Here is a 24,805-nt window from a genome sequence, read left to right on the forward strand (position 1 = left end):
CATGTCCATGCTACCGCTTTACAAAAAATACGGGCGAACTGTCTTTGACATCGCATTGCTCGTATTAACCGTGTATGTGATCATGTACGGTTTCAGTCAATTATACCATGTGGCTGCACCGGTCTTTCTATCATTCATTGTGTATTGGATGATTGAACCGCTGGCTAAATTTTTACATCGCAAAGGATTGCCCAAGACACTTGGAGCCGCCATCTCCGTCTTGTTGTTTCTTGCATTAATTGTCGCTGCCTTTTTTGGGGTAGGCTTGATTATCATTTCACAAATTTCCAATCTTCAAGATAATTTCCCCGTATACATTGAAATGATACAACGTGAATTCACCAATCTGGTGTTATTCATTCAGGACAAGTCAGACGCTCTCCCTGATGGAGTTATGGAAAAAGCGAATGATTATTTTGCAACACTGACCGGGTTCCTGTCCAAATGGGTAACGAGCGGAGCGCAATTCGTCGTAGGCTTCCTCAGTTCATTCTCTTCGTTTATTACGAACTTCGGAATTGCGATTATTTTGGCATTTTTCCTCAGTATCGAGATTGAATCCTGGCGCAAGTTCGCCCGTGCGAAGACGCCCAAAACATTGAAGTTAGCTATTGAATTCATGCGTAATCACGTGTTCAAGACAATCCGCTCGTATCTGAAGGCACAGATGATCATGATGCTCATTACATTTGTATTGATTTATGCAGGTTTGTTGATTTTGGGAACCTCTAACGCCTTTACCATTGCAGTAGTCTGTGCGGTTTTTGATCTGGTACCATTGCTTGGCGTTCCTGTTGTGTTTATTCCATGGATCGTCTACTTATTCATTATTGGCAATAGTAGCCTGGCGATTGGCCTGATTGTGATTCTGGCAGTGACGATGCTGACAAGACAATTGCTGGAACCGAAAATATCGGGTAACTCGATTGGTGTATCTTCGGCGTACTTGATGCTTTCGTTTATGCTGATCTCCCTTTCGATCTTTGGCCTGGCTGGTGTAGTGTTATCTCCGGTGCTGCTGATCCTTCTGAAAGAACTGTTACAACAAGGATACTTGCAAAAGTGGATTCACCTGCCAAAAGATGAATTTGAGTCCTCTCCATTAGTCATGGACCCACCCGTTAATAAGGACTCATCGAATTCTGCCGAATCTACTGTACAACGTCCCGTTCCTACGAAGGATCATGAGGACTCCGCCAAATAGTCCATCACCTTCCTGAAGAGAGCTGTCGCCTGATGATGGCTGTCTGGAGAGACATTCTGAACAAGAACAGCTACAGCATATTGGGGTTGTTCTACCGGTCCATAACCAATGAACCATTGATTGTTACGCTTCTCTCCATGTTTCTGTACCTGAGCTGTACCTGATTTCCCTGCAACATGCCACCGTGCACGCTGCAGGGATTTTCCTGTTCCCTCACGTACTACCTTATTCATCCAGGATAACAGTTTATGCGCTGTTGCGGGAGCAATCTGTCCTGATGCTGAAGGTGAATCATGCAAGGGCATCTCCAGCATGGTGCCACCATCCGCATATCGGATGCGCTTAACGAGACGTGGTGCACTAACCTTTCCATCATGTAACAGTGTAACGATCAGATTGGCAGCTTGCAGCGGTGTGACCAAGACATCGCGCTGGCCGATTGCTGTCTGTATTTTCGCACCTTCATCAGCATAAGATACAGCCTCTGTTCTCACACGCCCGTGATCCTCATGATCAAAGTGTCGTAACACGGGCATTCCTGCCATCTGCTTCCCCTCCCAGCCAATCGGACGCGCGAGTCCCAGACGATCAGCCGTGTTCTCCAGTTGCTCCATACTAAGCCTGCGCGCCGTTTCCGCGAATACGATGTTGCAAGACTCCGCGAATCCTTGCTCCAGATTCAGGTCTCCATGCCCATGCTCCTTCCAGCAAGACAGCCCATATCTTCCGTACTCACCACCGCAATGGAATTCTTCTCCGTTAGAAACCGCATGATACTCCAAAGCAGCAGCGGCAGTGACAATTTTGAAAATGGAACCCGGTACGGCTCCCTGTACTGCACGATTCCCCCAGGCCGATTGCTTGGGGTCCACCTGTTGCGGTTGATAGAAAGGGCGGGAGATCATGGCGCGAACATCTGCATTAGCGGCATCTAACACAACCACGGCCCCTTCTTGTAATCCAGATTCTTGCGACAACTCCTCCAACCCACGCTGTAACTCAGCATCCACAGTGGTTTCTACACGTAAAGGATAATGGCTATTGGCCGGTGCAATGACGTGCGGCTGAATATCCGGGATAATTTCACCACCACCCGAGACCATGCGTGATACAAGTGTAGGGCCTATTCCCCTTAACAGGGGTTCAAGTGTCCTCTCCAGTCCAGCTGCCCCTGATTTCATAGCAAATGGCTGTTTTACTTCATCCTGATGCCCAGTTATAACCTTGGAGGACTCAGGCTGTTCAGACAGATAACCCATCCACTGCATTCCTGTATGCTCCTGAAGATACCTTGTCATCATCGGATAGATGCCAGCTCCTTGCAGCTGCAAACTACGTAGGCGCTCCACCTGAGCAGCGGTCAAATGAACAGGCTGATGTGTACCTGCTGTCCAGAAATGAGGTACATTTTCCTGATTCCATTCCTTCTTCAATTGATCCGGATCGGTATGTAATATAGCTGCCAACTGTATCATCTCGGAGCCTTCTAATGCCCCTTGCTTGCGTAATTTCTCTAATGGACTTGCCTGTGGAAAAAGAACCAGTCCCCATTGCAGCTTACCGGTCAACGCCTCACCCTTGTAATCCGTAAATTGTCCCCGCCCCGGGTCAAGCATCACCCCGCGTTCACGCTGCAATACAGACATTTCACGTACCGTTCGGTGAAATCCAGGCATCGTCTGATTCACCTGAACGATCTGGACCCATCCCAATCGTAATATAAGCATTCCAAAGACTAGAGTTAGGAGAATACAAGTTATATAGATTCGCCGTTTCGCAAGGAGATGCATCCCAATCTCACCTTTTGTCGTTTTGACCATATTATTGCTGATATGACTTGGAATTATCCGGTAAACAAAAAGAAAACCTGTCCCCATGTGCGGGACAGGTTCTCCACATTTCAACCTTGGCTTTTTTACACCGTAAAGCGTGACAAGGTTTCTTTCAGTTCAGTAGACACATTCTCCAGTTTGCCAGACAGATTGACCAGCTGGTTACTGATATTTTGCTGTTCACTGCTCAAGGAAGCTACTTCTTGGGACGTTGCAGAAGATTCTTCAGCTACAGCGCTGACATTACTCATGGCTTCAGACAACGTACCTTGAGATTTGTTTAAATCTCCAATAGAACCTGTCACCATGCCCAGACGTTCCACAAATGCACCCATCTGTTCCTGTACGGAAGCAAAGATGACGTTGGTGTCTTTAACCGCATCCATCTGTTCCTTGAATAACGGATAAGCTGCAGACAAAGCATCCACGGTCTCATTCATTTCAGTCATGATTTTGTCTGTGATCTCTCCAACCATCTCAATGGATTGTCTGGATTGAGCCGCAAGCTGACGAACCTCATCTGCCACCACCATGAATCCGCGTCCGGCTGCACCGGCACGTGCTGCTTCAATGGTCGCATTCAGGGAAAGGATATTGGTCTGTTTCGTTATGTTTTGCAGCACTTCAAGCACTTTCAGAACAGAGGACGTGCTCTCTTTCAGCGAATCAACCTTATTCACCAGTGCACCAATCATTTCTTCTGTCTTCTGGGTTTTGGTCATCAACTGATTCAGATGTTGTGTTCCTGTCTGACTGGACTTCTCTACATGACGAGCAGAATCACCCATCTGTTCATTAGCAGCGATTACACTCTGCATCTGACGAGAGATATTGTCAGTTAATTCATTACCACGTTCCGCTTCGGTTGCCAAACTGCCTGCACCGCCTGCGATCTCCTCTGTAGCTACGGCGATCTCCGAAGCAGATACAGCCGTTTTCTTGGATGCACTGCTCAGCTCAGAGGCCGTATCCAATACTTCCTGCGCAGAACGATTGGTTTGTTCAACCAGCTTAGTAATCTGCTCCATCATCAGATTGAAGGCGGTCGAGAGCTGACCAATTTCATCCTTGGAGCTATATGGTGTACGAACTTTAAGATTACCTTTCGCACCTTCTTGCATCAGGTCTTTCAATTTGCCGAGTGGACGAGCGATCATACGCACCATCCAGATCCCGATCAATACTGCAATCCCCGCATCAATCAGCGCCATCCACAAGGTCAGGGTTAGAATGCCCTTTGCATCCTGGACCAAAACAGAGGTAGGTATCATACCAACCAGTTTCCAATTGGATGTATCCATCGTACTGTATACAGCCAGCATTTCCGTAGATTTGCCATCTACCGTATACTCCGTATTCGTGCTACCTGCTGGTTCGGTCAACTCTTTGACAAATGCAAGCTCTGTATCTTGTCCCGTACGATCCGAGATGGAGGATGCAACCACTTTATTATCCGGAGCAATCAGTTGAAGAATAGCTCCTGGCCCCAGATCAAGCGATTTCAATTGTTCCTCCAGAACTTCCAGTTTCAGTTCAATAACCAGAACATACGACTGGGTCGTTCCCTGCAGGTTTTTCATTGAACGTGCAATTTTAAACGTTGGGGTTGAGCCATCTTCCTTGACCTCTGTTGGAAGCCAGCGATAACCGCCCGCCTCAATCAACTCACTGTACCACGCTTCCTGGCGAATGTTGCCCATGGATGAACTGTTGCTACCTGTACCCATAATGGACTTTGTATCGTCCGTAGGTACCAAATAAATCGCTTCCATAGATTTATTTGTAAATGCAACATTGGATAATTGCTTGTTGATTGAACTTGAGTTTATGAATGTATCATACGCAGTCAGATTTTGATCTGACATTTTTTGTAGCAAGGACTGCATTTCAGGATCAAAGAAAATCTGTGTGGATGTATCCACAAATCTCTCCAAAATAATGTCCATTTTTTGTTTGGTCTGATCAATGGTCTCCTGATTGGCACGTGAGGCATTTTTCTCTATCGTACCCTTGGCTTTTGAATAGGATAATAGACCTAAACTCACTACAAAAATCATAATTCCCGCAAAAAAGATCAAGAACAGTTTAACCCCTACGGATTTAACCGGATTTGCCTTCTTAATCTGTTCGAAAGAAGACCCTCCAAGGTTTTTCCAATCCCGGTTTTTAAATTGTTTCTTCACCCAATCGGTCTTGATCCAGCCAAGCTTGAGCTTGCTGCGGTCAACCTTAAACAATCTTTTGCCACTGCCTGTTGTTTTGCTTTTGACTACTTTTTCTTTCTTCACTTTCTGAACCTTCTCAGGATTAACCTGCTCGGATTTTGTCACTTGCTCCCCACTGTCTTTCTGCTTCTTTTGAACCATTCCCATTCACCTGCCAGTTATTTACTTGTTGGATTTTTCTTTCTCTCCCCTATAAATATGTAGTATTCGACAGCTTTCTTCGTTCCCCTTTCATATCCCAGAAATATTTTACAACTTTATTCCTATTTTTCTATAAAAAAAAGACCCCCATATGCCGATAAGCGGAGGCCCTACATGTTGATTTCATAACATTATTTTGTTAAATCATAATACAATATTGCCACATTGTAGGTATTTCAACCTACTTCTTTTTTCTCATCATATCAAAATACGAAACCGGCTGATCCACCTTCATTTTAATCAGTTGCATCGGGTGACGAGCAGCATCCAGAACATTGCCTTCTTCATCCTGTATTTCACCGACGATCTGTTTGAAAAAGTGACCTCCCGGACCGAAAAATTCGATTTCCTGTCCTGGTTTGAAGTGATTGCGCTGTTGAATGGTCGCCATTCCTGTTTCAGCATCATACCCCATGACCAATCCAGCGAAGTCAAAAGGTACAGCCTTTTCTTCCGGTTCATAGATATGATCTTCATGGTCTGGTGTATCATAGAAAAACCCGGTATTCAGCGGGCGATTCGCCGCTTTGTTCATTTCTTCAACCCATTCAGGTTTCAGAACATAATTTTCCGGGTCGGCCATGTAGGCATCAATAGCTTGACGGTACACGTTAACCACAGTTGCCACGTAGTGAATCGATTTCATACGTCCTTCAATCTTGAAACTGTCCACTCCCACATCAATCAACTCGGGAATATGGCCAATCATGCACAGATCCTTAGATCCCATGGAGAATGAATTATCCTGTTCCTGGAACAGAGGAAGCTGATTCTCACCCAGTTTGAATGGCGCAGGTGCCTTCATCTGCATGTCCTCTTCGCTGACCCACACCGTATCTTCTCTCGCGTCCTCGAACAGATCATACTTCCAGCGGCAAGACTGGCAACAGCCACCCCGGTTGGAGTCCCGATCTGTAAAATGGTTGGAGAGCACGCAACGTCCGGAATACGAGGAACACATTGCCCCGTGAATAAAGGCTTCAATTTCAATATCCACATTGGCCTTGATCTCTTCAATCTCTTCAAAGCTGGTCTCACGTCCGAGAACAACACGTGGAAGTCCTTCATCTTTCCAGAACTTCACGGCTTGCCAGTTGAGTGTGGATTGTTGAGTACTTAGATGTACCTCAAGGCCTGGCACAGCACGAAGGGCTACTTCAATAATAGCCGGATCAGCTACGATGATCGCAGAGATTCCCGCATTATAGAGGTTTTGCAGGTATGTTTCGATCCCCTCAACATCCTCATTATGTGCATAGATGTTTGTCGCTACGAACACCTTAGCTCCATACTTTTTGGCAAACTCCACACCTTCACGCATCTCTTCAAAGCTAAAGTTATCCGCGTTGGAACGCAGTCCATAGGCCTGTCCACCGATATATACGGCATCTGCACCGTAATGGATCGCAAATTTCAGTTTTTCCAGATTACCCGCCGGAGCTAGCAGCTCCGGTCTGTCCAGACGGTTACGTTTACCCGAAAACTTCCGCTGTACCGCCACTGTTTCCATTCTGTTCACCTCGTCTATTAATACACTTGTTCTTTATAGAAAAATCCAAACGACAATTCACGTTCAGGGTCCTGTAACTTCCGCACCTCAGCGAGCCACTCTTCAGAGAACGCATATGCATCAGAATCGGCTATATAACTGTCAATCGCTGTCCGATATGCACGTACAACAGCTTCATTGTAGGTGAGTGATTTTAACATACCTTCAATTTTGAAACTGTGCACACCCGCCTCCATCAACAGATGAAGATCTTCGAGGATACATATATCCTCTGAGCTCATAATGTGTGTACCGTTAATATCCTCGTAGATCGGGAATTTCTCATCCCGGCGTTCAGCCTCGATCAGGAACAATCCCCTCTCTTTCCCCAGATGTCCCTCAACCGGCCGCCCTTGATGAGCCATGTAACTTTGTACCAGACTGCGCTTGGAATGATAAATATTCGTCATGCCATGCACCTGAACCTGAGCTTCCACTTTCAGAAAAGGAACCATTTCCGTCAACTCGTCCATATTCAACTCTCGGGCAAGTACAACGCGACTAGCTCCCTTGGTTCCCCAATAGTTGGCCGTCGCATAGTTCGTTGAAGTCATCTCTGCGTTCCAGTGCAGCTTCACATGTGGAGCGTATTCCTTCATGGTGGCCAGCACGGATGGATCATTAAACTCCACACCATCAATACCGATTCTGCCAAGTGCTTGAACATATTCAGGCAATTCTTTCAACAGTTCGTTGGACATCAGATTAGTCATGGATACATACACACGCGCCTGATGTTTGGCTGCAATGGCAACCACCTCTGCTGTCTCTTCCACGCTAAAGCTGCCTGGAAGACGCATGCCGAATCGATCATCTCCAATAACCAGAGCATCTGCTCCCGCCTGGAGCAGCACTTCTGCCTCTTTCACATTAGCTGCTGTAACGAGCAGTTCATGTTTCTTACTCATATAATCCCCTCCGCTTATTGCGCAGCCTTACTTTTGGCTATATTTTGCTGGTGTTCCTTATACGTTTTTGCAAATAGATGTCCAGACGAGCCATCCTTTTTTGTCACATAGAACAGATACTCCGAAGCTTCCGGATTTAGCGCTGCCTCAATGGACGGAAGACTTGGACTGGCAATTGGACCTGGTGGCAAGCCTTTATTCAGATACGTATTATAGGGACTTTTCACCTTCAGATCCTTGTAGAACAATCGCTCCTTTGGCCTGTCGAGCAGATATTGCACGGTAGCATCAATCTCCAGCTTCATATCCTGATTGATCCGATTGTAGATTACACCTGCAACCAGAGCACGTTCCTCGTCCACTACAACTTCTTTCTCCACGAGTGACGCAATCGTCAGCAGTTCATGCAGGGAAAGGTTCTTTTCCTGGAGCTTTGCTTCCAAATCAGGAATGGAATTAATCTTGGTCTGGAATTCTTCCAGCATCCGTTGCATCACATCATGCGTGGAACTTCCCTTTTTCAGCTCGTAGGTCTCCGGGAATAGATACCCTTCCAATACGTAGCGAAGTTCTTCATCCACTGGAATATCTTTGATGATATCTACATCAAAGGCCGAAGGATCATTGGCCAGCTTGATGAATTCATCCCGATCTACAACATGCTCATAAGAAAGTTTACCCGCCATTTGCAGAACGTTATAACCCTCCGGAATCGTAAATTTCACCATTTCCTCCGGTACAACTTCACCACTACTCAGCTTGCTAACAATCTCATCATATGTCACGCCAGGATTCATAGAATATGTACCCGCCATGAAATTAGAACCTAGTTTCTTCCACTTTAAATAACCTTTGAAGGTTAACCCGCTTCGAATGAGGCCTTCTTCTTGAAGCTGATCCGCGATTTTCGAAGTTCCCGATCCGCTCTTAATCTCGAATACGACCGGTTCTGTAGAAGCTTCCACAGGACGCATCATACTCCACACGTAACCGCCTGCGCCTCCGACAAGAACTACAATGATAAGCAGTATGACTACAATTGCTTTCCCTTTCAAAAAAGAAACAACTCCTTTACACAACCAAAAAGAGCGGACTTCTCCGCCCTCCCGGTTTCTTCAATTTGAAGCTGATTTAATCTTCGTCAATGGGGAGTGTACACTCATCATACAGTTCCGAGATGTTCTCCCACTCATCATCATCGTCGATCGTAACTAACTCTGGCATGATCTGGTCTTCACTTCCAGGTGATACCCGCAGAAGTTCAACCTCGTCATAAGGTCGCAACGAACTGCGGAGCACCGCGTACTGCTGACCGTTCACTTCGAACTCAGCCAACAAGTCATACGGTTGTGATTTACCGTTCTCTTCCTCGAGCTCAACATGAGCACCGAATGCCAGACGCAGTGAATCTGTCCATTTCAGGTCTTTGCGGCTATATTCCGTCATTTAGTTCGCTTCCTCTTCATCTTCAGCAAGAAATGTATTAAACGTCTCCTCGACGATATCCCATTCGGCATCATCTTGGATGACGAAAAGTTTAATATCGTCGCCCTCTTCTTCATAACGGAATGCATATACATCCGTTTCGCCATCTTCAGGTTCAACCGGAGCAACCATCATGTACTTGGCCTCCGAACCATCTACTTCAAACTTCATGATGACTTCAAATTCCTCTTCATTACCCTCGTCATCCGCAATGTAAATAATTTCCGCTTCTTCTTCCATACCCAGTTGATCTTCAGCCATTGTTGATCCCCCTCACCTTCTACTATTGGCATCCAAATAATTTTGCAAAATCAAGCTTGCGGCCATTTTGTCCACAACCTGTTTGCGTTTTTTCCGACTGACATCCGCTTCGATCAGCGTACGTTCTGCTGCCATGGTTGTCAGCCGTTCATCCCAAAGGTGAACAGGTAAATTCAGTTCATCCCGCAGGCGATCGGCAAAAGCAATGCATATCTCACCGCGCGGTCCTACGGTGCCGTTCATGTTTTTGGGAAGTCCGACTACGATCTCACTAATCTCATGCTCACGCACAAGTTCGGCAATCCGAGCGAACTCGCCTTCATCACGGCGGCGTTCTAGCACTTCCAATCCCTGGGCAGTCCAACCGAAGGCGTCACTCGCGGCAACTCCGATTCTTCGGTCCCCATAGTCCAAACCTAATATTTTCATCCATGCTCTCCCATCCTGGGGCCTGCTCAGGTCGATTACAAATAATCGCCTTCTCAAGCTTCAGGCTGTCTTCTGTCGGTTCATTTTCCGCTGCCTGCAAGGCTGCAACACAGCGGAAGCGGCGTACATTACCGGTGATTGGCCAGATAGGAACGTACAAGCTCTTCAATCAGCTCATCGCGCTCCTTTTTACGGACCAGACTACGTGCGTTGTTGTGACGAGGAATGTATGCCGGGTCTCCAGAAATCAGATACCCAACAATCTGGTTGATCGGATTATACTCCTTATCGACCAATGCATCATATACCGTGAGAAGAATCTCTTTGGATGATGCTTCCTGTTCGTCACCTTTCACATTAAATTTAACCGTCTTATCCATGGAGTCCATTGATGACACCTCGCTCCTGCATGAACATGGGGACCATGTCCTGCCGAATTGATTTCTGTTTATATAATAACATATTCTGACTGCCACAAGTAAACAAAGGATAAGGCAATTGTGTTTTTTGCTTGTCCTTTACTGGCTTCAGCATAATGCATCATTCGATTCCACACGCTCTCGGGTACAAAAAATAAACGAACAGAACCATTTCGATTTATTTTTTGACGATTGAAAGCCACTCAATGGATTTATGCATTATGCCCGCTAACCAGCGAAACTGCCAGTTTCAGCGCTTCATCCAGCTTGGTCGCATCCTTACCTCCGGCTTGCGCCATATCTGGACGTCCACCACCGCCACCGCCGCATACTGCTGCGACTTCTTTGACGATTTTGCCTGCATGTAATCCTTGTTTTACTTGTTCAGCAGGTACGGCTACAACAAAATTCACTTTGCCGTCCGCTGGAGCACCCAATACGAGTACCGCGTTAGGCAATTTTACTTTCAACTCATCTGCCACTGTACGCAGTGCATCCATGTTCGGAGCATCTACGCGTGCTGCCAACAATTGTGTATTTCCTGCTTGTACCACTTGATCCGTCAATTGACCCGCTTCCATGGCACTCAGCTTGCTTTGCAGGGATTCGGTCTCTCTGGCTGCTTCTTTCAGTTGTTGGTTCAGACCTTCAATCCGTTTAGGTACATCAGCCACATTGGCTTTGAGCAGTGCTGCTGATTGTTTGAGCAGTTCCAACTGGCTTTCCACATACAGATATGCGCCGCGGCCAGTTACAGCTTCGATCCGGCGTACGCCGGAGCCAATTCCGCTCTCGCTCACCAGTTTGAAGATTCCGATCTCTGAAGTATTATTTACGTGACAGCCGCCACAAAGTTCCAAACTATAGTCTCCGACTTGAACAACACGTACAATATCTCCATATTTTTCGCCAAACAGGGCCATTGCACCCATTTCTTTGGCTTCATCAATAGCTTTCAGCTCGATGTTTACGTTCAGACGATTCCAGATCTGTTCGTTCACCTGACGCTCAATTTCTGTCAACTCTTCCGGTGTGATGCTGCCGAAGTGAGAGAAGTCAAACCGCAGACGCTGTGGCTCTACGAGCGATCCTGCCTGGTTTACGTGTGTGCCGAGCACATCTTTGAGTGCCTTGTGCAGCAAGTGGGTTGCTGTATGGTTTTTGATAATGTCGCCACGTTTCGCAGAGTCTACTTCGGCGTTGATCACATCACCTACACGTAGTTCACCAGACTCCACAGTCACCAGATGTACATGTTGTCCGAGTGGAGCTTTGAACAAACCTTGTACTTTTGCTGTTACACCAGTACCTCGCAGCAAGCCCTGATCACTCACTTGACCGCCACTTTCCGCGTAGAACGGAGTTTTGTCCAGAACAACCTGACACGTTTGTCCTTCGCCTACAGATTCAACAAGGGCGTCACCTGCTACGATGGCTACCACTTTTGCTTCCGTCAACAGGTCAGTATAACCAACAAACTCGCTTTTAACCTCCAGGTCAGCAAGTGGTCCGCCTTGAACTTTCATGCTCTCGTTCTCTTGACGCCCAGCACGTCCAAGCTCACGCTGTTTCTGCATGGATGCATCAAAACCTTCACGGTCCACAGTCAGACCATGCTCTGCTGCATAATCTTCTGTCAGGTCAAACGGGAAACCGTACGTATCATACAGTTTGAAAGCTTCAGGTCCGCTAATAACTGTGCGTCCTTCGGATTTGGCTGTGCCGCTGATATCAGCCAGAATAGCCAGACCATCCGTGAGTGTTTCGTGGAAACGCTCTTCCTCGGTTTTGATCACTTTAGCGATGAACTCCTGTTTGTCTACTACCTCAGGGTAGTACATGCCCATCACTTCACCAACGGTTGTTGTCAGTTCATACAGGAATGGACGGTCAAGTCCAAGTACTTTTCCATAACGAACTGCACGGCGGAGCAAACGACGGATGACATATCCACGTCCTTCATTACTTGGCAGAACGCCATCACCTACTGCAAAAGCAACCGTACGGATATGATCGGCAATGACTTTCAGTGCTACATCAATCTCGACGCTGTCGTTATATTTCACACCCGCAAGAGCAGCTGTTCTCTGAATCATAGGTTGGAACAGGTCTGTGTCGAAGTTGGAATCCACATTTTGCAGAATGGAGGCAAAACGTTCCAAACCAGCACCTGTATCAATATTTTTGTTAGGAAGCGGTGTGTAGCTACCATCTTTGTTATGGTTGAACTGGGAGAATACCAGGTTCCACACTTCCAGATAACGTTCGTTTTCCCCACCTGGGTACATCTCAGGATCACTCATGTCGTTTCCGTAAGCTTCGCCGCGGTCATAGAAGATCTCGGTACAGGGTCCACATGGGCCTTCGCCGATATCCCAGAAGTTCTCATCCAATTTAATGATACGCTCCGCAGGCAGTCCTACTTTTTCGTTCCACAGTTTGAAAGCTTCTTCATCTTCCGGATATACCGTAACGGAAAGACGTTCCGGATCGAATCCGATCCACTCTTTGCTGGTCAAGAATTCCCACGCCCAAGTAACCGTCTCTTCCTTGAAGTAATCTCCAATAGAGAAGTTGCCTAGCATTTCGAAGAACGTATGGTGACGACGCGTTTTACCAACATTCTCAATATCATTGGTACGGATACATTTCTGGGAGTTCGCTAGACGCGGGTTCTCCGGTTTCTCACGTCCGTCAAAATAAGGTTTGAGCGGTGCCATACCTGCATTGATCCACAGAAGGGAAGGATCGTTGTGAGGCACGAGCGATGCGCTCGGCTCGATTTTGTGACCTTTACTTGCAAAAAACTCTATCCATTTGGACCGGATTTCACTGGCTTTCATACTGGATGCCCCCATTAAATTATAATAGTCCGTTGCGTATTCGCTCCGGTTGGTCAACATTTTTTTGTAAAAATAAACACAAAAAACGCCCCTGAATAATCAGGGACGATGTTATCGCGGTACCACCCTGGTTATTGCTGTTCATCCCTTGCTGCCCGGACAAACAAACAATCTCCTCGTTCATGCGAAATAACGGTCGCTCCCGGCAGGGTTGTCCTGCACTCCGAAATTAGCTTTCCGCCGCTTCATCTTTCAAGACTCTTCCAGCCATCAGTCCAGGCTCACCCTGATCCAATGAAGTCTATTCTCTGAGGAAAGGAACCCTCGGCGTACTTTATTTCATCATCGATTTCATGTTCTAAACATACACACTCATTATATCGGTAGCACAAGCGGGTGTCAACGCGGCCTCGTTGATGTTTTAACCCTGATATTTAGTCGGTCCTTCGTTTGATGTAATAGGCGAAAAAGTGTTGCACAATCACCTTCAGCACGGCAAAAACAGGTACTGCCAGAATTAAACCTACAATGCCTGCCAATTCACCTCCGACGAGCAGTGCAAATATAATCGACAGTGGATGCAGATGCAACGTGCGTCCCACCACCTGAGGAGATATAACATTACTCTCCAACACTTGGCACAGTGTGTTCACAATGACAACAAGTAACACCATTTTAAACGATACGGTTGATGCCATGACCACAGCAGGAGCAGCTCCCAGGAACGGCCCCAAGTAGGGCACAATGTTAAACACAGCTACAATGCTTGCAAGCAGCAGGGCATACGGCATATCAATGATGATATAACCAATGTAGGCAAAGATACCAACAATGACACAGACAATAAACTGTCCCCGAATATAGTTCCCCAGTGCAGTATCGATCTCTTTCATCACCGAGACAATCGCTTTACGACGTGAACGCGGAAGATACGCCACAATGGTACGCTCAAACACCTCAAAGTCTTTTAACATATAAAAGATCAGAAATGGCACGATAAACACATTGAATAACACATTAATGGTCGCCCCGATATTGTCCATGAGCACGGTAATCCCCTGAGTTAGTCGATCCTCCATCTGAAAAAACCAACTGTTCATGCCTGTTCGCACACTTGGCGGCATTAATTTGTGATCCATATTGTTCATCAGGCTCTGTGCACGCATGGACAGTTCCGGCATATGCTCGTTGAGTTCTCCCAGCTGTTCAATCAATACCGGAATGACATTCATCAGAATGACACCGAGGCAGGTCAGGAAAAAGGCATATATGAGTAGTACAGCAATCGTACGCGGCACCTTGCGCCCTCCCAGCATGCTGACAATCGGATTAAGTACATAGGATATGATAAGGGCTACGATAAAGGGTGCCAACACTGTTTTCAGGAACGCATATATGTGAAGCAGTAAAGGCCGCAGCAGCCAGATAAAATATAAAATGATCAATCCGAGCAGCAGCCAGATCGCGTAACGGAACAGCTTGTTTTTGGTTAATTGCTCCACTTGCATCTCTCCTTTTGGACTGGCTCTGAGAGTCAGTATATGTAGGAAAGGTAATATTTATTAACACAGCGCAGAAGTGGAAAGGAGCAATCCGAACATTTTTTCTTAAACCCAAAAAAACGCCTCCTTCATCAGAGAAGGAAGCGCATTTTGCAGTACGGGTTAGCATATAATCAACCATACACCAGCCGAACCATTATGTAACCGCATCTATATACATCTGCCAACAATTAACGACAGCCTCCCATGACAGACACTGTCATGAAACCGCATATAGAGGAAGTTATTCTGCTTATTAAGAAGAAGCGTGAAGATGAGGGAAGTCTTGTGGCAGCTCGTCCCCGAAAAACAGATCATCCAGGGAACTCAGCGTACCGTCTTCTTCCACCTGATATACAGACATTTTCTCACCGTTCACCGTTAATTCGATAAAGCATCCCCAGCAATAAAACTGATGGGAACCAATTTTCCCGATATCTTTGGAACTACAGTTTGGACATTTCATATTCATTCACCTATCCATTAACAGAATGAATGGCATTTTCCAAGCGTTGTTCACTCAGAGACGGCACCATAATGGCACTTTCCCCGATGGACATATCACTTGTACATGGCAGCCATTTGCGGCCCTCGATCAGATCGGACACAAAACCGTCCGTAATTTCAATCCCTATTATTGTATTTCCCAACTCTTGGTCAAAATAAACATCGGAGACACGCCCGAGCAGCAAACCTTCTTCGGTGAGCACGGACATCTCCTTCAATTTAGACCGACCGAGGAGGTACGTGTATTTTATGTCGTCGGCTCCCGTCTTGCGGACAGCCTGTTGATTACGGATCATGACGGCATCTTCGCCGTAGGCAACAATATCTTGCCACTGCACGATTTTGACATGATTGGTAAACAGACCTTTGTTCTCAAGCTCAATGCCTTCGATCTCCCAATCATCATTCACAATGAAATCCTGGATTTTACCGACCTGCTTCCCGTCCTCAACATCAAAAACGGCAAGTCCGATCATTTCCTGAAGCTTCATCGCTGGGTCCCCCTCATCTTCTTATCATTAAATAGGCGCGGCGCTATTGCTAGGTATGCCCAAAGTTGATGAGTGGCAATCAGACGCCGATCATCAAAACCGCTTCTATCCAACCGATGAAATGGAACTTCTTCCCTCCTTCTGTTCCATGTGTAAAGTTCCCCTTAGGGTCTATTACGCAGTCGTCCAAGAATGGTTCCAATTTTTTCGGCGGTTATCATGATTTCTTCCGTAGTATTACCCAATCCCCAGCTAAATCGAATCGCAGAGTGTAAAAATGTTTCAGGCAATTTCATCGCTTTCAGCACATGAGAGACTTCAAGTGAACCGGAAGTGCAGGCAGAACCGCTTGCAACAGCAATTCCTTCCATATCCAGATTCATTAACATCGTCTCTGTGGACACTTCCGGAAAGCTGATATTCAGGATGTTTGGCAGTGTATGCTCCAGGTGTCCATTCACGTGAAAGTGCTCCGTACCCACATGAATTTCAAGCTGTTCCAACAAAAGTTTACGCAATTCCAAATCATGCTGACGATGCACCTCCGTCTGTGCTAATGCAATCTTGAGAGCCTCTGCAAATCCGGTAATACCTGCGATATTTTCCGTACCAGCGCGACGCTGACGCTCTTGCAACCCACCGTGAGCTCTTGCTTCCAGCACAATTCCTCGCCGTACATAGAGTGCACCCACGCCCTGAGGTCCGTTGATTTTATGCGCAGAGAAGCTGATCAGATCCACAGGCAGTTCCTTACAGGAAATATTCTGGCTGCCCAGAGCCTGAACTGCATCGGTATGGAACAGGATATTATGCTGACGGGCAAGCTCACCCACCTCACGGATCGGCTGAATCGTGCCTACTTCATTGTTGGCATACATCATGGTAATCAACACCGTATCCGGTCGAATGGCCTCTCGCAACTCATCCAGATTTATTCGTCCATAACGATCAACAGATAGATAGGTTACTTCATAACCTTGCCGCTCCAATTCCTGACACGTATGCAAGACAGCATGGTGCTCAATTGCGGTCGTAATGACGTGTTTCCCCTTATCCTGCCTGGATGAGACTGCTCCAAAGATTGCCAGATTGTCACTCTCCGTGCCACCTCCGGTGAATACCAATTCGTCCGGGAAACAGCCCAAAGACGCCGCAATGACATCCCTTGCTCCGCTGACGGTCCGTTTGGCTTCACGCCCAAAGGCATGGATACTTGATGCATTGCCAAATTGTCCTGTCATGACGTTCATCATCGCTTCTGCGACTTGTGGATGCATAGGTGTCGATGCGGCGTGATCCAAATAAATTCGTTTCATTTATATTCACCCCGTTATATGTTAAATTTCTATCTCATGGCAAACTGTCAAAATTGGAAATTGAAACGGATGCTCTATTGTCACACCTTCGTGTATAATGTTCTATATCCATTTCAAAAAGGAGAGAGAGACATGAGTGATCCCATTCTCGGGCAGATTCTGAATCAGCTTCAACAAATGGACAAACGATTCGACAGTATTGATGGACATCTTGGAAAGATGGACCACCGGCTTGATGCTATGGAAGAGAGGCTGGTGCCGTAGAGATCAGACTAGACACTGTCGATGACAGACTTAATGCCATTGAGGAACAAACTAAAAACATTCCGCTTCTTCAACAAGCTGTTCTGGAAACATTGACCGTTACGAAACGTCTTGACGCTTCTCACTCCGCCTCTGAACGCAAAGTAACTACCGAATTGAATACCCATCAGCACAGCATTGATATTTTGAATCGCCGTCAGTTACGCATGGAAGCTGATATAGAAACCTTAAAAAGTCGCTGATTTACAAGTTATCCAGTTAAGTTCACACATCTTGTAAATCACGCGGCTGAATACATAGCCCTGCTCAATTAAAATAATCTGTAGAAATTGAAGAACAAAGTGCCTATTGGCATGTCTAAAGCCCCCAAGTTGGGGGCTTTATTGTGTCTTCTGTGATGCGAATTAATGACCTTAAATGTAAAACATGTAGCTGTCTTTTTTGTCTTGGTCCTGGAAGGTAATCAGGTCTTTCAATGTTGTGGAATCCAACACTTCCGCAATGCCGTCACGAATACGCAACCATAGATCACGCTTCGCCGGATCATCTTCCTCTGTGAAGTCTACTGGAGAGATTGGCCCTTCCAGTACACGGATTACATCGCCTGCAGTCACGGTTGCAGGATCACCTGCAAGGATATAACCGCCGTAAGCACCTCTAATGCTTTTCACCAGTCCTGCATTACGCAGAGGAGCGATCAGTTGCTCCAGGTAATGCTCCGAGAGCTGGTTGCGCTCGGCAATGCTTTTAAGTGATGTAGGGCCTTCGCCTGTTCTGGCAGCAAGCTCCATCATGATTGTGAGGCCGTAACGGCCTTTTGTCGATATTTTCAAAGGAGTCACCTCTTTCAATTTTCAGAAACGATTGGAAACTTTATATTTTATCCTGAGGTCCACGACCGTCTGGTTCACGACCTGTCCACAGCAGAGATTCATAGAACTAAGCTTAACCTTCTAATCCTCCGTATTCCGATCATAACCCTCAGCTAATGTTAACATATCTGCATGCTTTATGGTAAAGAAAGATTGACGATATTCCAAAATGTGCGTCTGGGGTAGACACTATCCAAAATTGGCCGGGTGTATCGTATCTTGAGTCCGGTTATGCTAGAATAAGAAACGAAACACATTTATATATAGAAATGGTGATAACGATGTCCAAAACAATTGAAAATACACGGGTCGTCGTTGGCATGTCCGGAGGTGTCGATTCTTCCGTTACCGCACTGCTACTAAAAGAGCAGGGGTACGATGTCATCGGCATTTTCATGAAAAACTGGGATGACACCGACGAGTTCGGCCACTGTACCGCTGAAGAAGATTCAGAGGACGTACGCCGCGTATGCGAACAGATCGGCATTCCTTACTACACTGTCAACTTCGAGAAAGAATATTTTGATAAAGTATTTACCTATTTCCTTGATGAATATAAGTCGGGCCGCACGCCAAATCCGGATGTCATGTGTAATCGTGAGATCAAATTTGGTGAATTCCTGAACAAAGCTCTGGATCTCGGCGCAGATTATGTAGCTACAGGACACTATGCTCGTCTGATTGAAGAAGATGGCACACTCAAGTTGCTTCGTGGTGTGGACAACAATAAGGATCAAACGTATTTCCTTAACGCACTTAATCAGAACCAGCTGTCCAAAGCCATGTTCCCGATTGGTCATCTGCCCAAACCGGAAGTACGCAAAATCGCAGAAGCGGCTGGTTTGTATACTGCCAAGAAAAAAGACAGCACAGGTGTCTGCTTCATCGGTGAGCGTAATTTCAAAGAGTTCCTGAGTAACTATCTGCCTGCCAAAGGTGGAGACATGGTTGATATCGCAACCGGTGAAGTCAAAGGTCGTCATGACGGTCTGATGTACTACACACTTGGACAGCGCCAAGGTCTTGGCATTGGTGGTTCCGGCAATGGTGAACCCTGGTTCGTTGCAGATAAGAACCTGGAGAAGAATCAACTGCTTGTGGTTCAGGGCGATGCCCATGCAAGCCTGTACTCCACAGGTCTAACCGCAACGGGTGTGAACTGGATTGCTGGTGCAGAGCACATGCCTAATGTGCCATACCGTTGTACTGCCAAATTCCGTTATCGTCAGCCGGATCAAGGTGTAACATTGACCTGGCAGGAAGATGGAAGTGTGGATGTACAATTTGACCAGCAGCAAAAAGCCATTACACCAGGACAAGCCGTTGTTTTCTACGACGGAGAGGTTTGCCTGGGTGGGGGTACGATCGATCAAGTGCAAAAGGTACCTGTACCCGCAATGCAGTAATAGAGCTTGTCCATTAAAATGCGGATTATACACAATACCGTGTATCCCTATTAAAAAAGCCGTCTTTCATGTATACCATGAAGGATGGCTTTTTTCCTGCTTTTCTTTGCAAAAAAATTAAAAATAGTTCGTTATGCAGTCAACCAGACTCCTGCCCAGGCGGCCAACACCCCAACTACAACCGAACTGACAACGTAGAGCGCCGCGCTTGCGTATCGTTGTCGACCCATAAGTCCTAACGTCTCATAACCAAAGGTAGAGAACGTCGTGTATGCACCGCAAAATCCGGTTCCCCACATCACCCAGATTCCATCTGAGATCATTGCAGATTCATGCCACCCATATAACAACCCAAGCAACAATGAACCACTGATGTTGATGATCCATGTTCCCCATGGAAAGGCCATTCCCAGCAAGCCAGAGACCCATTTTCCCAGACTGTAACGCAGTACCGCACCCAGCACACCTGCAAAACCAATCCACAGGATCATGAGGCATCACCCTCTTGTCTTTGTGCTCCCAACATACGATGTCCAAGGCTCATTCCCAGCGCACAGAGCAACAATCCTGCCAACAGACTCACGATCATATAAATAGCGGCACTGATCCATTCGCCCCCTTCGGATAAACGAACAATATCCAGTGTAAACGTGGAGAATGTCGTAAATGCACCAGTAAAACCTGTACCAATCGCCAGTCGAAGTTGTGGTGTTATTTTGCCTGGAACAGCTATGGTAAAGAACCAACCCAAAAAAAGGCTGCCCATCGCATTGATTAACAGCACCGCCCAAGGGAACCCCACATGGACAGTGGGTATCGCTAACTGTATGGCATATCGGGTTAATGTACCGATAAATCCACCCGCCCCTATATACAAAAGCTCTTTCATATTGTGTGCATCTCCCGAGTGATCTGTCTGTCTTACAGTTCTCTGCGCCGCTGTTGGTTCAGCCTGATCTTCGATTCGTTACCCTGCTCCGTTGCCTCATAGAATACTCTCCGTGAGAGCTGCTTTGGCAAATATTCTTGCTTCACATAATGCCCCGGATAGTTGTGTGGATATTGATAGCCCTCATGTCCAAGCTTCACGGCACCCGAGTAATGCGTATCTCGCAAGTGAAGCGGAACTTCTGCGGATTTCACCTCATCAATCGCGTTCATGGCTTTGGAAATGGCGGTGTACACCGCATTGGATTTCGGACTTTCTACTGCAAACAAAATCGCTTGTGCAATGTTCAGCTTGGCTTCGGGCCAGCCGTTATTCCGGTACGCATCAAGTGCTCCAATGGCCTGGGTCATGGCTTGCGGGTTCGCAAGTCCAATGTCTTCACTGCTTGCTGCAATCAGGCGCCGAATAAAGGTCATCGGGTCCATGCCGAGCTTCTCCACTGCGTATAGAAACCAGAACAGCGCCGCATCACTGGAACCCCGAATACTCTTGTGAAATGCGGACAACACATCATACTGTGTGGATTCATCTGCCTTCACAATGGGGCGTCGAATAGACTCTTCAGCTACACCAAGCGTAATATGAATGGACCCATCCTTCTCCGGTGGCGTGGTCAACGCAGCCAGTTCAAGCGCATTAAGCGCACGCCGAATATCTCCGTTGGCCATCGTGGCAATATGCTCTAGCGCCTCATCGTCCGCCTGTAGTTCCATGAACCCCAGACCTTTGTCCACATCACTCAATGCTCTGCGCATCGCAATTAGGGAATGATCCTTGTTCAGCGATTCCAGCTGGAAGAGGGTGGAGCGACTCATCAAGGCTCCATTGACATAATGAAAGGGATTCTCTGTTGTTGCGCCGATAAAAATAATCGTGCCCTTCTCTACCGCTGGCAATAGCGCATCCTGACGTGAACTGTTAAACCGATGTACCTCGTCGAGGAACAGAATGGTTTTGGTTCCATACAGCTGTTTGTTCGTTTGCGCCTGTTCGATGACTTCACGCACATCCTTGACGGAAGCTTCCACTGCATTCAGACGTACGAACTGTCCTTGCGTTTGCTGAGAAATAATATGTGCCAAGGTTGTCTTGCCACATCCCGGAGGGCCGTATAACAAGATGGACGAAATCTGATCAGCCTCGATGGCGCGCCGGAGTAATTTCCCCGGTCCAATAATATGTTCCTGTCCAATATATTCATCCAGATGCTCTGGCCGCAAGCGGTCCGCGAGCAGTCTAGCTTGTGGTTTTGAGTCCTGTTGAAACGAAAATAAATCCATTGCTCATCACTTCCTTAACGGATTGCCTTGCCTTGAATATAATTACACTTCTGATGGTTCTCCACTCTCTATCATATCATACTCTCGCGGTAACATAGCCATAAATGCATGAAGTGCACTACTGACAAAGGCATCCTTGCGAGTAATAAAATGAGTCATCATGCGATTCATACCTACGGGGAGTGTATGCGTGCGCAATAATCCATTTTCGATCTGATGCCTAATCACAATCTCTGGTAATAAAGAAATTCCCATACCGGACGTAACTCCACTAATAATCGCTTCAAGGGTTCCGAATTCCATAATTACTGGGCGGGTAACACCACCCACCTCTAACCATTCCTCCAAAACCTGACGATAGGAACACCCCATGCTGTAGACAAGAATGGGTTTACTCTTGAGATCTTCATCCGTAGGACCCATACCAGAATAAACAACAAATAGTTCCTCATCAAATACGGGAATAGAAACGATGTCGGGATGATCACAGGGACAACCAATGAAAGCCCCTTCCAATTCATACCCAATCACTTGATCCATAAGCATCTGCGAATTGCCAGTAACCAGTGACAAGGAGACATCTGGATACTGTTTATAATATCTGACGAAAAGTTCAGGTAGTCGCACGGCCGCTGCGGTTTGTGTAGACCCTATTCGCATTGGACCCGATGGTGTACTTGTCGCCCGAAGCGCCTTGGAAGCATCATTCAGCAAACCAATAATTTTATCTGCATAGGTCAGCAACATTTCTCCGGCTGGAGATAACGTCATGCCTCGATTATGACGAATGAACAACGTTGTACCTACTTCTGCTTCCAGATGCCGGATTCGTGCCGTTACGTTGGATTGAACATACCCCAGTTTAGAAGCAGCTTTGGTCAGATTCCCTTCCTGTGCAACACACTGAAATATTCTAAGATCCCCGCTTTCCATGGTCCCCCCACTCTGACATCATTCAAAATGATATCCGCTTCATTACCAATCATTATACTTCATGTGTAAACCGGACTACAATTCATGTAGATCCCTAACCAGTCATCTGACTGGATGATGATAAGGAGTGTTCAGCATGACATACTGGAAAAATAGAGTTGCTCTGATCACAGGTGGTGGAACAGGTATAGGTCGTGCTGTAAGTGAGATGCTCGCTGAACGCGGAGCCTTGGTCGCTGTCAACTATTCCCGCTCACAAGATGCAGCAAGAGAGACTGTTCAACACATTTTGGATACAGGAGGTCATGCATTCGCCGTTCAAGCCAATGTTGCCAATGATCTTGATGTCCGGCGGATGGTCACTACAATAACTGAAACCTACGGCCCGATCACTGCACTTGTAAATAACGCCGGAATCACGCGTCATATCCCCATGCACGATCTGGAGTCTGTTACAGATGACGTCTGGAATGAGCTGGTTGATGTGAATGTGAAAGGCATGTTTCATTGCGCTCGTGCAGTGACGGAAGGTATGAGACAGGCTGGCGGTGGTTCTATCGTAAATCTGGGCAGCATCGCAGGCAGTACGGGCTCGGGCTCCTCCCTCCCTTACGCCGTCTCCAAAGCGGCAGTTCATGGGCTGACCTTATCACTTGCGCACGCACTCTCACCACACATTCGGGTGAATGCTATCGTCCCTGGCGCAGTTTCTACAAGGTGGTGGGCTGGAAACGAGGAGCGAATGTATCGTCTTGGCGGAGAAGTGTTATTACAACATATTGCCTCACCTGAAGATATCGCACACATGATCTGTGCTGCGCTGGAACAGCAATCCATGACCGGGCAGCTAATTACTGTAGATAGCGGACAGACGTTATGAGCTCCAGTCATGATAAAGATACCCGGATCATCAAACCATTGAAATATACACTATTGATCATTTTGACAACGCTAATCATGGGTACTTCTTTTCCAGTTGGCAAGATCGGCATGTTATATGCCCCACCTTTCCTGCTCATGGGCATACGTTATATACTGGCAGGTGGCTTGATGGCCTTGTTCCTTCGTAAACGTCCTTTGCCTACTGGATGGCAGTCTTGGTTGAAAATAATCCTCATTGGCCTGTTCCAATCCGCAGGAGTGATGGGCTGCGCCTACTACAGCATGAACTGGATTACATCCGGTGAATCCGCCATTATTACGTTTACCAATCCGCTACTGGTCATTATCCTCAGTGCTCTCTTATATAGAGTGACCTACCGTTTCAGTCAGTGGATCGGTGTTATACTCGGTTTCATCGGGATAATGTTAACTTTTGGGTGGCAGATGAGCTTTAGCCCCGGAACCTGGATTGGATTTGGTGGTGCGATCTCCTTTGCCGTGTCCACATTGCTCATCAAACGCTGGGGCGATGGCTACGATACTTTTGTCTTAACTGCCTATCAGATGCTCGCGGGAGGTGCTACGCTTCTTCTACTTAGTGTATGGACTGAACAGCCTCACTTTACGGTCAATACCACCTCGGTTATGGCGCTGCTCTGGTTAACGCTTGTTTGCTCCATCATTCAGTTTTCACTCTGGTTTTATCTGCTTCAGAATAGTGACCCAGCCCAAACCAGTTCGTATCTGTTTCTGGCACCGTTCTTTGGTGTACTATCGAGTTGGATTTTACTAGGAGAGCAGGTTCAGTGGTTTGCATTAGCAGGCGGTTTATTCATTGGTGTTGGCATATTCCTGGTGAACCGTCGCTCATCCTGAATGAGAAATAGCGTAACATAACTTGAACTTCTTCATCGTTCTTCCTTGGAAGATTAATCATTTTACGCACAAAAGCAACAAAAGGCATGCGCTTATGGGACTTTCCCATGAACTCATGCCCTTTGTTGTATA

General features: G+C 46.7%; 24 protein-coding genes. 5 read left to right on the forward strand and 19 right to left on the reverse strand.

Annotation, left to right across the window (positions count from 1 at the left end; all coding sequences use genetic code 11):
• Nucleotides 1-7 precede the first annotated feature (7 nt).
• A complete protein-coding gene (locus tag MKY92_RS23070; protein WP_339297790.1) occupies nucleotides 8-1,204 on the forward strand; it encodes an AI-2E family transporter in 1,197 nt (398 codons plus the stop codon).
• Here MKY92_RS23070 and MKY92_RS23075 read toward each other — a convergent pair.
• From MKY92_RS23075 to MKY92_RS23140, 14 genes are all read right to left on the reverse strand, one after another.
• A complete protein-coding gene (locus tag MKY92_RS23075; RefSeq protein ID WP_339297791.1) occupies nucleotides 1,183-2,880 on the reverse strand; it encodes a penicillin-binding transpeptidase domain-containing protein in 1,698 nt (565 codons plus the stop codon). The genes MKY92_RS23070 and MKY92_RS23075 overlap by 22 nt on opposite strands.
• A gap of 239 nt (nucleotides 2,881-3,119) precedes the next feature.
• Nucleotides 3,120-5,402, reverse strand: a complete 2,283-nt coding sequence (locus tag MKY92_RS23080; RefSeq protein WP_339297792.1) for a methyl-accepting chemotaxis protein — start codon at nucleotides 5,400-5,402, stop codon at nucleotides 3,120-3,122.
• A gap of 241 nt (nucleotides 5,403-5,643) precedes the next feature.
• Nucleotides 5,644-6,972, reverse strand: a complete 1,329-nt coding sequence (locus tag MKY92_RS23085; protein WP_339297793.1) for a U32 family peptidase — start codon at nucleotides 6,970-6,972, stop codon at nucleotides 5,644-5,646.
• A gap of 17 nt (nucleotides 6,973-6,989) precedes the next feature.
• Complete coding sequence (locus MKY92_RS23090; protein ID WP_339297794.1) at nucleotides 6,990-7,919, reverse strand: peptidase U32 family protein; 930 nt, start codon at nucleotides 7,917-7,919, stop codon at nucleotides 6,990-6,992.
• 14 nt (nucleotides 7,920-7,933) lie between these two features.
• A complete protein-coding gene (mltG, locus tag MKY92_RS23095) occupies nucleotides 7,934-8,974 on the reverse strand; it encodes an endolytic transglycosylase MltG (protein WP_307542671.1) in 1,041 nt (346 codons plus the stop codon).
• A 76-nt stretch (nucleotides 8,975-9,050) separates the two neighbouring features.
• The gene (locus MKY92_RS23100; protein ID WP_047844066.1) at nucleotides 9,051-9,365 is read right to left on the reverse strand and encodes a DUF1292 domain-containing protein; all 315 of its coding nucleotides are present in this window, start codon (nucleotides 9,363-9,365) and stop codon (nucleotides 9,051-9,053) included.
• Nucleotides 9,366-9,665, reverse strand: a complete 300-nt coding sequence (locus MKY92_RS23105) for a DUF1292 domain-containing protein (RefSeq protein WP_017686820.1) — start codon at nucleotides 9,663-9,665, stop codon at nucleotides 9,366-9,368. It abuts the gene before it with no gap.
• Nucleotides 9,666-9,677: 12 nt separating this feature from the next.
• Entirely contained in the window at nucleotides 9,678-10,094 is a 417-nt protein-coding gene (ruvX, locus tag MKY92_RS23110) for a Holliday junction resolvase RuvX (protein WP_036616953.1), read from the reverse strand.
• Nucleotides 10,095-10,222: 128 nt separating this feature from the next.
• Nucleotides 10,223-10,483, reverse strand: coding sequence for an IreB family regulatory phosphoprotein (locus MKY92_RS23115; RefSeq protein ID WP_036616950.1), 261 nt, complete (start codon nucleotides 10,481-10,483; stop codon nucleotides 10,223-10,225).
• 242 nt (nucleotides 10,484-10,725) lie between these two features.
• Nucleotides 10,726-13,356 (reverse strand): alanine--tRNA ligase, encoded by a 2,631-nt coding sequence (alaS, locus tag MKY92_RS23120; protein WP_339297795.1) that lies wholly within the window; start codon nucleotides 13,354-13,356, stop codon nucleotides 10,726-10,728.
• 434 nt (nucleotides 13,357-13,790) lie between these two features.
• Nucleotides 13,791-14,858, reverse strand: a complete 1,068-nt coding sequence (locus MKY92_RS23125) for an AI-2E family transporter (RefSeq protein WP_091027676.1) — start codon at nucleotides 14,856-14,858, stop codon at nucleotides 13,791-13,793.
• A gap of 295 nt (nucleotides 14,859-15,153) precedes the next feature.
• Entirely contained in the window at nucleotides 15,154-15,363 is a 210-nt protein-coding gene (locus MKY92_RS23130; protein ID WP_017686815.1) for a hypothetical protein, read from the reverse strand.
• Between the two features lie 10 nt (nucleotides 15,364-15,373).
• A complete protein-coding gene (locus MKY92_RS23135) occupies nucleotides 15,374-15,895 on the reverse strand; it encodes a PRC-barrel domain-containing protein (protein WP_017686814.1) in 522 nt (173 codons plus the stop codon).
• A gap of 164 nt (nucleotides 15,896-16,059) precedes the next feature.
• Nucleotides 16,060-17,211 carry a cysteine desulfurase family protein gene (locus tag MKY92_RS23140; protein WP_339297796.1) on the reverse strand — a complete coding sequence of 384 codons (1,152 nt, stop codon included), beginning with the start codon at nucleotides 17,209-17,211 and terminating at the stop codon, nucleotides 16,060-16,062.
• Between the two features lie 132 nt (nucleotides 17,212-17,343).
• Here MKY92_RS23140 and MKY92_RS23145 point away from each other — a divergent pair, with 132 nt between their 5' ends.
• Entirely contained in the window at nucleotides 17,344-17,475 is a 132-nt protein-coding gene (locus tag MKY92_RS23145; protein WP_339297797.1) for a hypothetical protein, read from the forward strand.
• 413 nt (nucleotides 17,476-17,888) lie between these two features.
• On the opposite strand, the gene MKY92_RS23150 is transcribed toward MKY92_RS23145, so the two are convergent.
• Entirely contained in the window at nucleotides 17,889-18,308 is a 420-nt protein-coding gene (locus MKY92_RS23150; protein ID WP_076212458.1) for an Rrf2 family transcriptional regulator, read from the reverse strand.
• Nucleotides 18,309-18,628: 320 nt separating this feature from the next.
• Here MKY92_RS23150 and mnmA point away from each other — a divergent pair, with 320 nt between their 5' ends.
• A complete protein-coding gene (gene mnmA / locus MKY92_RS23155) occupies nucleotides 18,629-19,753 on the forward strand; it encodes a tRNA 2-thiouridine(34) synthase MnmA (RefSeq protein WP_036616942.1) in 1,125 nt (374 codons plus the stop codon).
• 131 nt (nucleotides 19,754-19,884) lie between these two features.
• Here mnmA and crcB (MKY92_RS23160) read toward each other — a convergent pair whose 3' ends face one another.
• Genes crcB (MKY92_RS23160) through MKY92_RS23175 form a run of 4 tightly spaced genes read right to left on the reverse strand, consistent with a single transcriptional unit; the run spans nucleotide 19,885 to nucleotide 22,915 of the window.
• Complete coding sequence (crcB, locus tag MKY92_RS23160) at nucleotides 19,885-20,244, reverse strand: fluoride efflux transporter CrcB (RefSeq protein WP_339297798.1); 360 nt, start codon at nucleotides 20,242-20,244, stop codon at nucleotides 19,885-19,887.
• Nucleotides 20,241-20,642, reverse strand: a complete 402-nt coding sequence (crcB, locus tag MKY92_RS23165) for a fluoride efflux transporter CrcB (RefSeq protein WP_339297799.1) — start codon at nucleotides 20,640-20,642, stop codon at nucleotides 20,241-20,243. The genes crcB (MKY92_RS23160) and crcB (MKY92_RS23165) overlap by 4 nt, the downstream gene beginning before the upstream one ends.
• 32 nt (nucleotides 20,643-20,674) lie before the next feature.
• Nucleotides 20,675-21,982, reverse strand: coding sequence for a replication-associated recombination protein A (locus MKY92_RS23170; RefSeq protein ID WP_339297800.1), 1,308 nt, complete (start codon nucleotides 21,980-21,982; stop codon nucleotides 20,675-20,677).
• A gap of 42 nt (nucleotides 21,983-22,024) precedes the next feature.
• Nucleotides 22,025-22,915, reverse strand: coding sequence for a LysR family transcriptional regulator (locus MKY92_RS23175; RefSeq protein WP_036674534.1), 891 nt, complete (start codon nucleotides 22,913-22,915; stop codon nucleotides 22,025-22,027).
• 136 nt (nucleotides 22,916-23,051) lie between these two features.
• On the opposite strand from MKY92_RS23175, the gene MKY92_RS23180 reads away from it, so the two are divergent.
• Together MKY92_RS23180 and MKY92_RS23185 are read left to right on the forward strand one after the other, a co-directional pair.
• On the forward strand, nucleotides 23,052-23,795 hold the full coding sequence (locus tag MKY92_RS23180) for an SDR family NAD(P)-dependent oxidoreductase (RefSeq protein ID WP_339297801.1): 744 nt from the start codon (nucleotides 23,052-23,054) through the stop codon (nucleotides 23,793-23,795).
• Complete coding sequence (locus MKY92_RS23185) at nucleotides 23,792-24,673, forward strand: EamA family transporter (protein ID WP_339297802.1); 882 nt, start codon at nucleotides 23,792-23,794, stop codon at nucleotides 24,671-24,673. Before MKY92_RS23180 ends, MKY92_RS23185 begins: the two co-directional genes overlap by 4 nt.
• The last annotated feature ends 132 nt before the right edge of the window (nucleotides 24,674-24,805 follow it).

This window comes from Paenibacillus sp. FSL R5-0623 (genome assembly GCF_037974265.1).
Classification (GTDB): Bacteria; Bacillota; Bacilli; order Paenibacillales; family Paenibacillaceae; genus Paenibacillus.

What these genes read in the sequence shown, in the direction of transcription:
- MKY92_RS23070 (WP_339297790.1), top strand. Translation starts at nt 8, where the DNA reads ATGCTACCGCTTTACAAAAAATACGGGCGAACTGTCTTTGACATCGCA.
- MKY92_RS23075 (WP_339297791.1), bottom strand. Translation starts at nt 2,880, where the DNA reads ATGCCTGGATTTCACCGAACGGTACGTGAAATGTCTGTATTGCAGCGT.
- MKY92_RS23080 (WP_339297792.1), bottom strand. Translation starts at nt 5,402, where the DNA reads ATGGTTCAAAAGAAGCAGAAAGACAGTGGGGAGCAAGTGACAAAATCC.
- MKY92_RS23085 (WP_339297793.1), bottom strand. Translation starts at nt 6,972, where the DNA reads ATGGAAACAGTGGCGGTACAGCGGAAGTTTTCGGGTAAACGTAACCGT.
- MKY92_RS23090 (WP_339297794.1), bottom strand. Translation starts at nt 7,919, where the DNA reads ATGAGTAAGAAACATGAACTGCTCGTTACAGCAGCTAATGTGAAAGAG.
- MKY92_RS23100 (WP_047844066.1), bottom strand. Translation starts at nt 9,365, where the DNA reads ATGACGGAATATAGCCGCAAAGACCTGAAATGGACAGATTCACTGCGT.
- MKY92_RS23105 (WP_017686820.1), bottom strand. Translation starts at nt 9,665, where the DNA reads ATGGCTGAAGATCAACTGGGTATGGAAGAAGAAGCGGAAATTATTTAC.
- ruvX (WP_036616953.1), bottom strand. Translation starts at nt 10,094, where the DNA reads ATGAAAATATTAGGTTTGGACTATGGGGACCGAAGAATCGGAGTTGCC.
- MKY92_RS23115 (WP_036616950.1), bottom strand. Translation starts at nt 10,483, where the DNA reads ATGGACTCCATGGATAAGACGGTTAAATTTAATGTGAAAGGTGACGAA.
- alaS (WP_339297795.1), bottom strand. Translation starts at nt 13,356, where the DNA reads ATGAAAGCCAGTGAAATCCGGTCCAAATGGATAGAGTTTTTTGCAAGT.
- MKY92_RS23130 (WP_017686815.1), bottom strand. Translation starts at nt 15,363, where the DNA reads ATGAAATGTCCAAACTGTAGTTCCAAAGATATCGGGAAAATTGGTTCC.
- MKY92_RS23135 (WP_017686814.1), bottom strand. Translation starts at nt 15,895, where the DNA reads ATGAAGCTTCAGGAAATGATCGGACTTGCCGTTTTTGATGTTGAGGAC.
- MKY92_RS23140 (WP_339297796.1), bottom strand. Translation starts at nt 17,211, where the DNA reads ATGAAACGAATTTATTTGGATCACGCCGCATCGACACCTATGCATCCA.
- MKY92_RS23145 (WP_339297797.1), top strand. Translation starts at nt 17,344, where the DNA reads ATGAGTGATCCCATTCTCGGGCAGATTCTGAATCAGCTTCAACAAATG.
- mnmA (WP_036616942.1), top strand. Translation starts at nt 18,629, where the DNA reads ATGTCCAAAACAATTGAAAATACACGGGTCGTCGTTGGCATGTCCGGA.
- crcB (WP_339297798.1), bottom strand. Translation starts at nt 20,244, where the DNA reads ATGATCCTGTGGATTGGTTTTGCAGGTGTGCTGGGTGCGGTACTGCGT.
- crcB (WP_339297799.1), bottom strand. Translation starts at nt 20,642, where the DNA reads ATGAAAGAGCTTTTGTATATAGGGGCGGGTGGATTTATCGGTACATTA.
- MKY92_RS23170 (WP_339297800.1), bottom strand. Translation starts at nt 21,982, where the DNA reads ATGGATTTATTTTCGTTTCAACAGGACTCAAAACCACAAGCTAGACTG.
- MKY92_RS23175 (WP_036674534.1), bottom strand. Translation starts at nt 22,915, where the DNA reads ATGGAAAGCGGGGATCTTAGAATATTTCAGTGTGTTGCACAGGAAGGG.
- MKY92_RS23180 (WP_339297801.1), top strand. Translation starts at nt 23,052, where the DNA reads ATGACATACTGGAAAAATAGAGTTGCTCTGATCACAGGTGGTGGAACA.
- MKY92_RS23185 (WP_339297802.1), top strand. Translation starts at nt 23,792, where the DNA reads ATGAGCTCCAGTCATGATAAAGATACCCGGATCATCAAACCATTGAAA.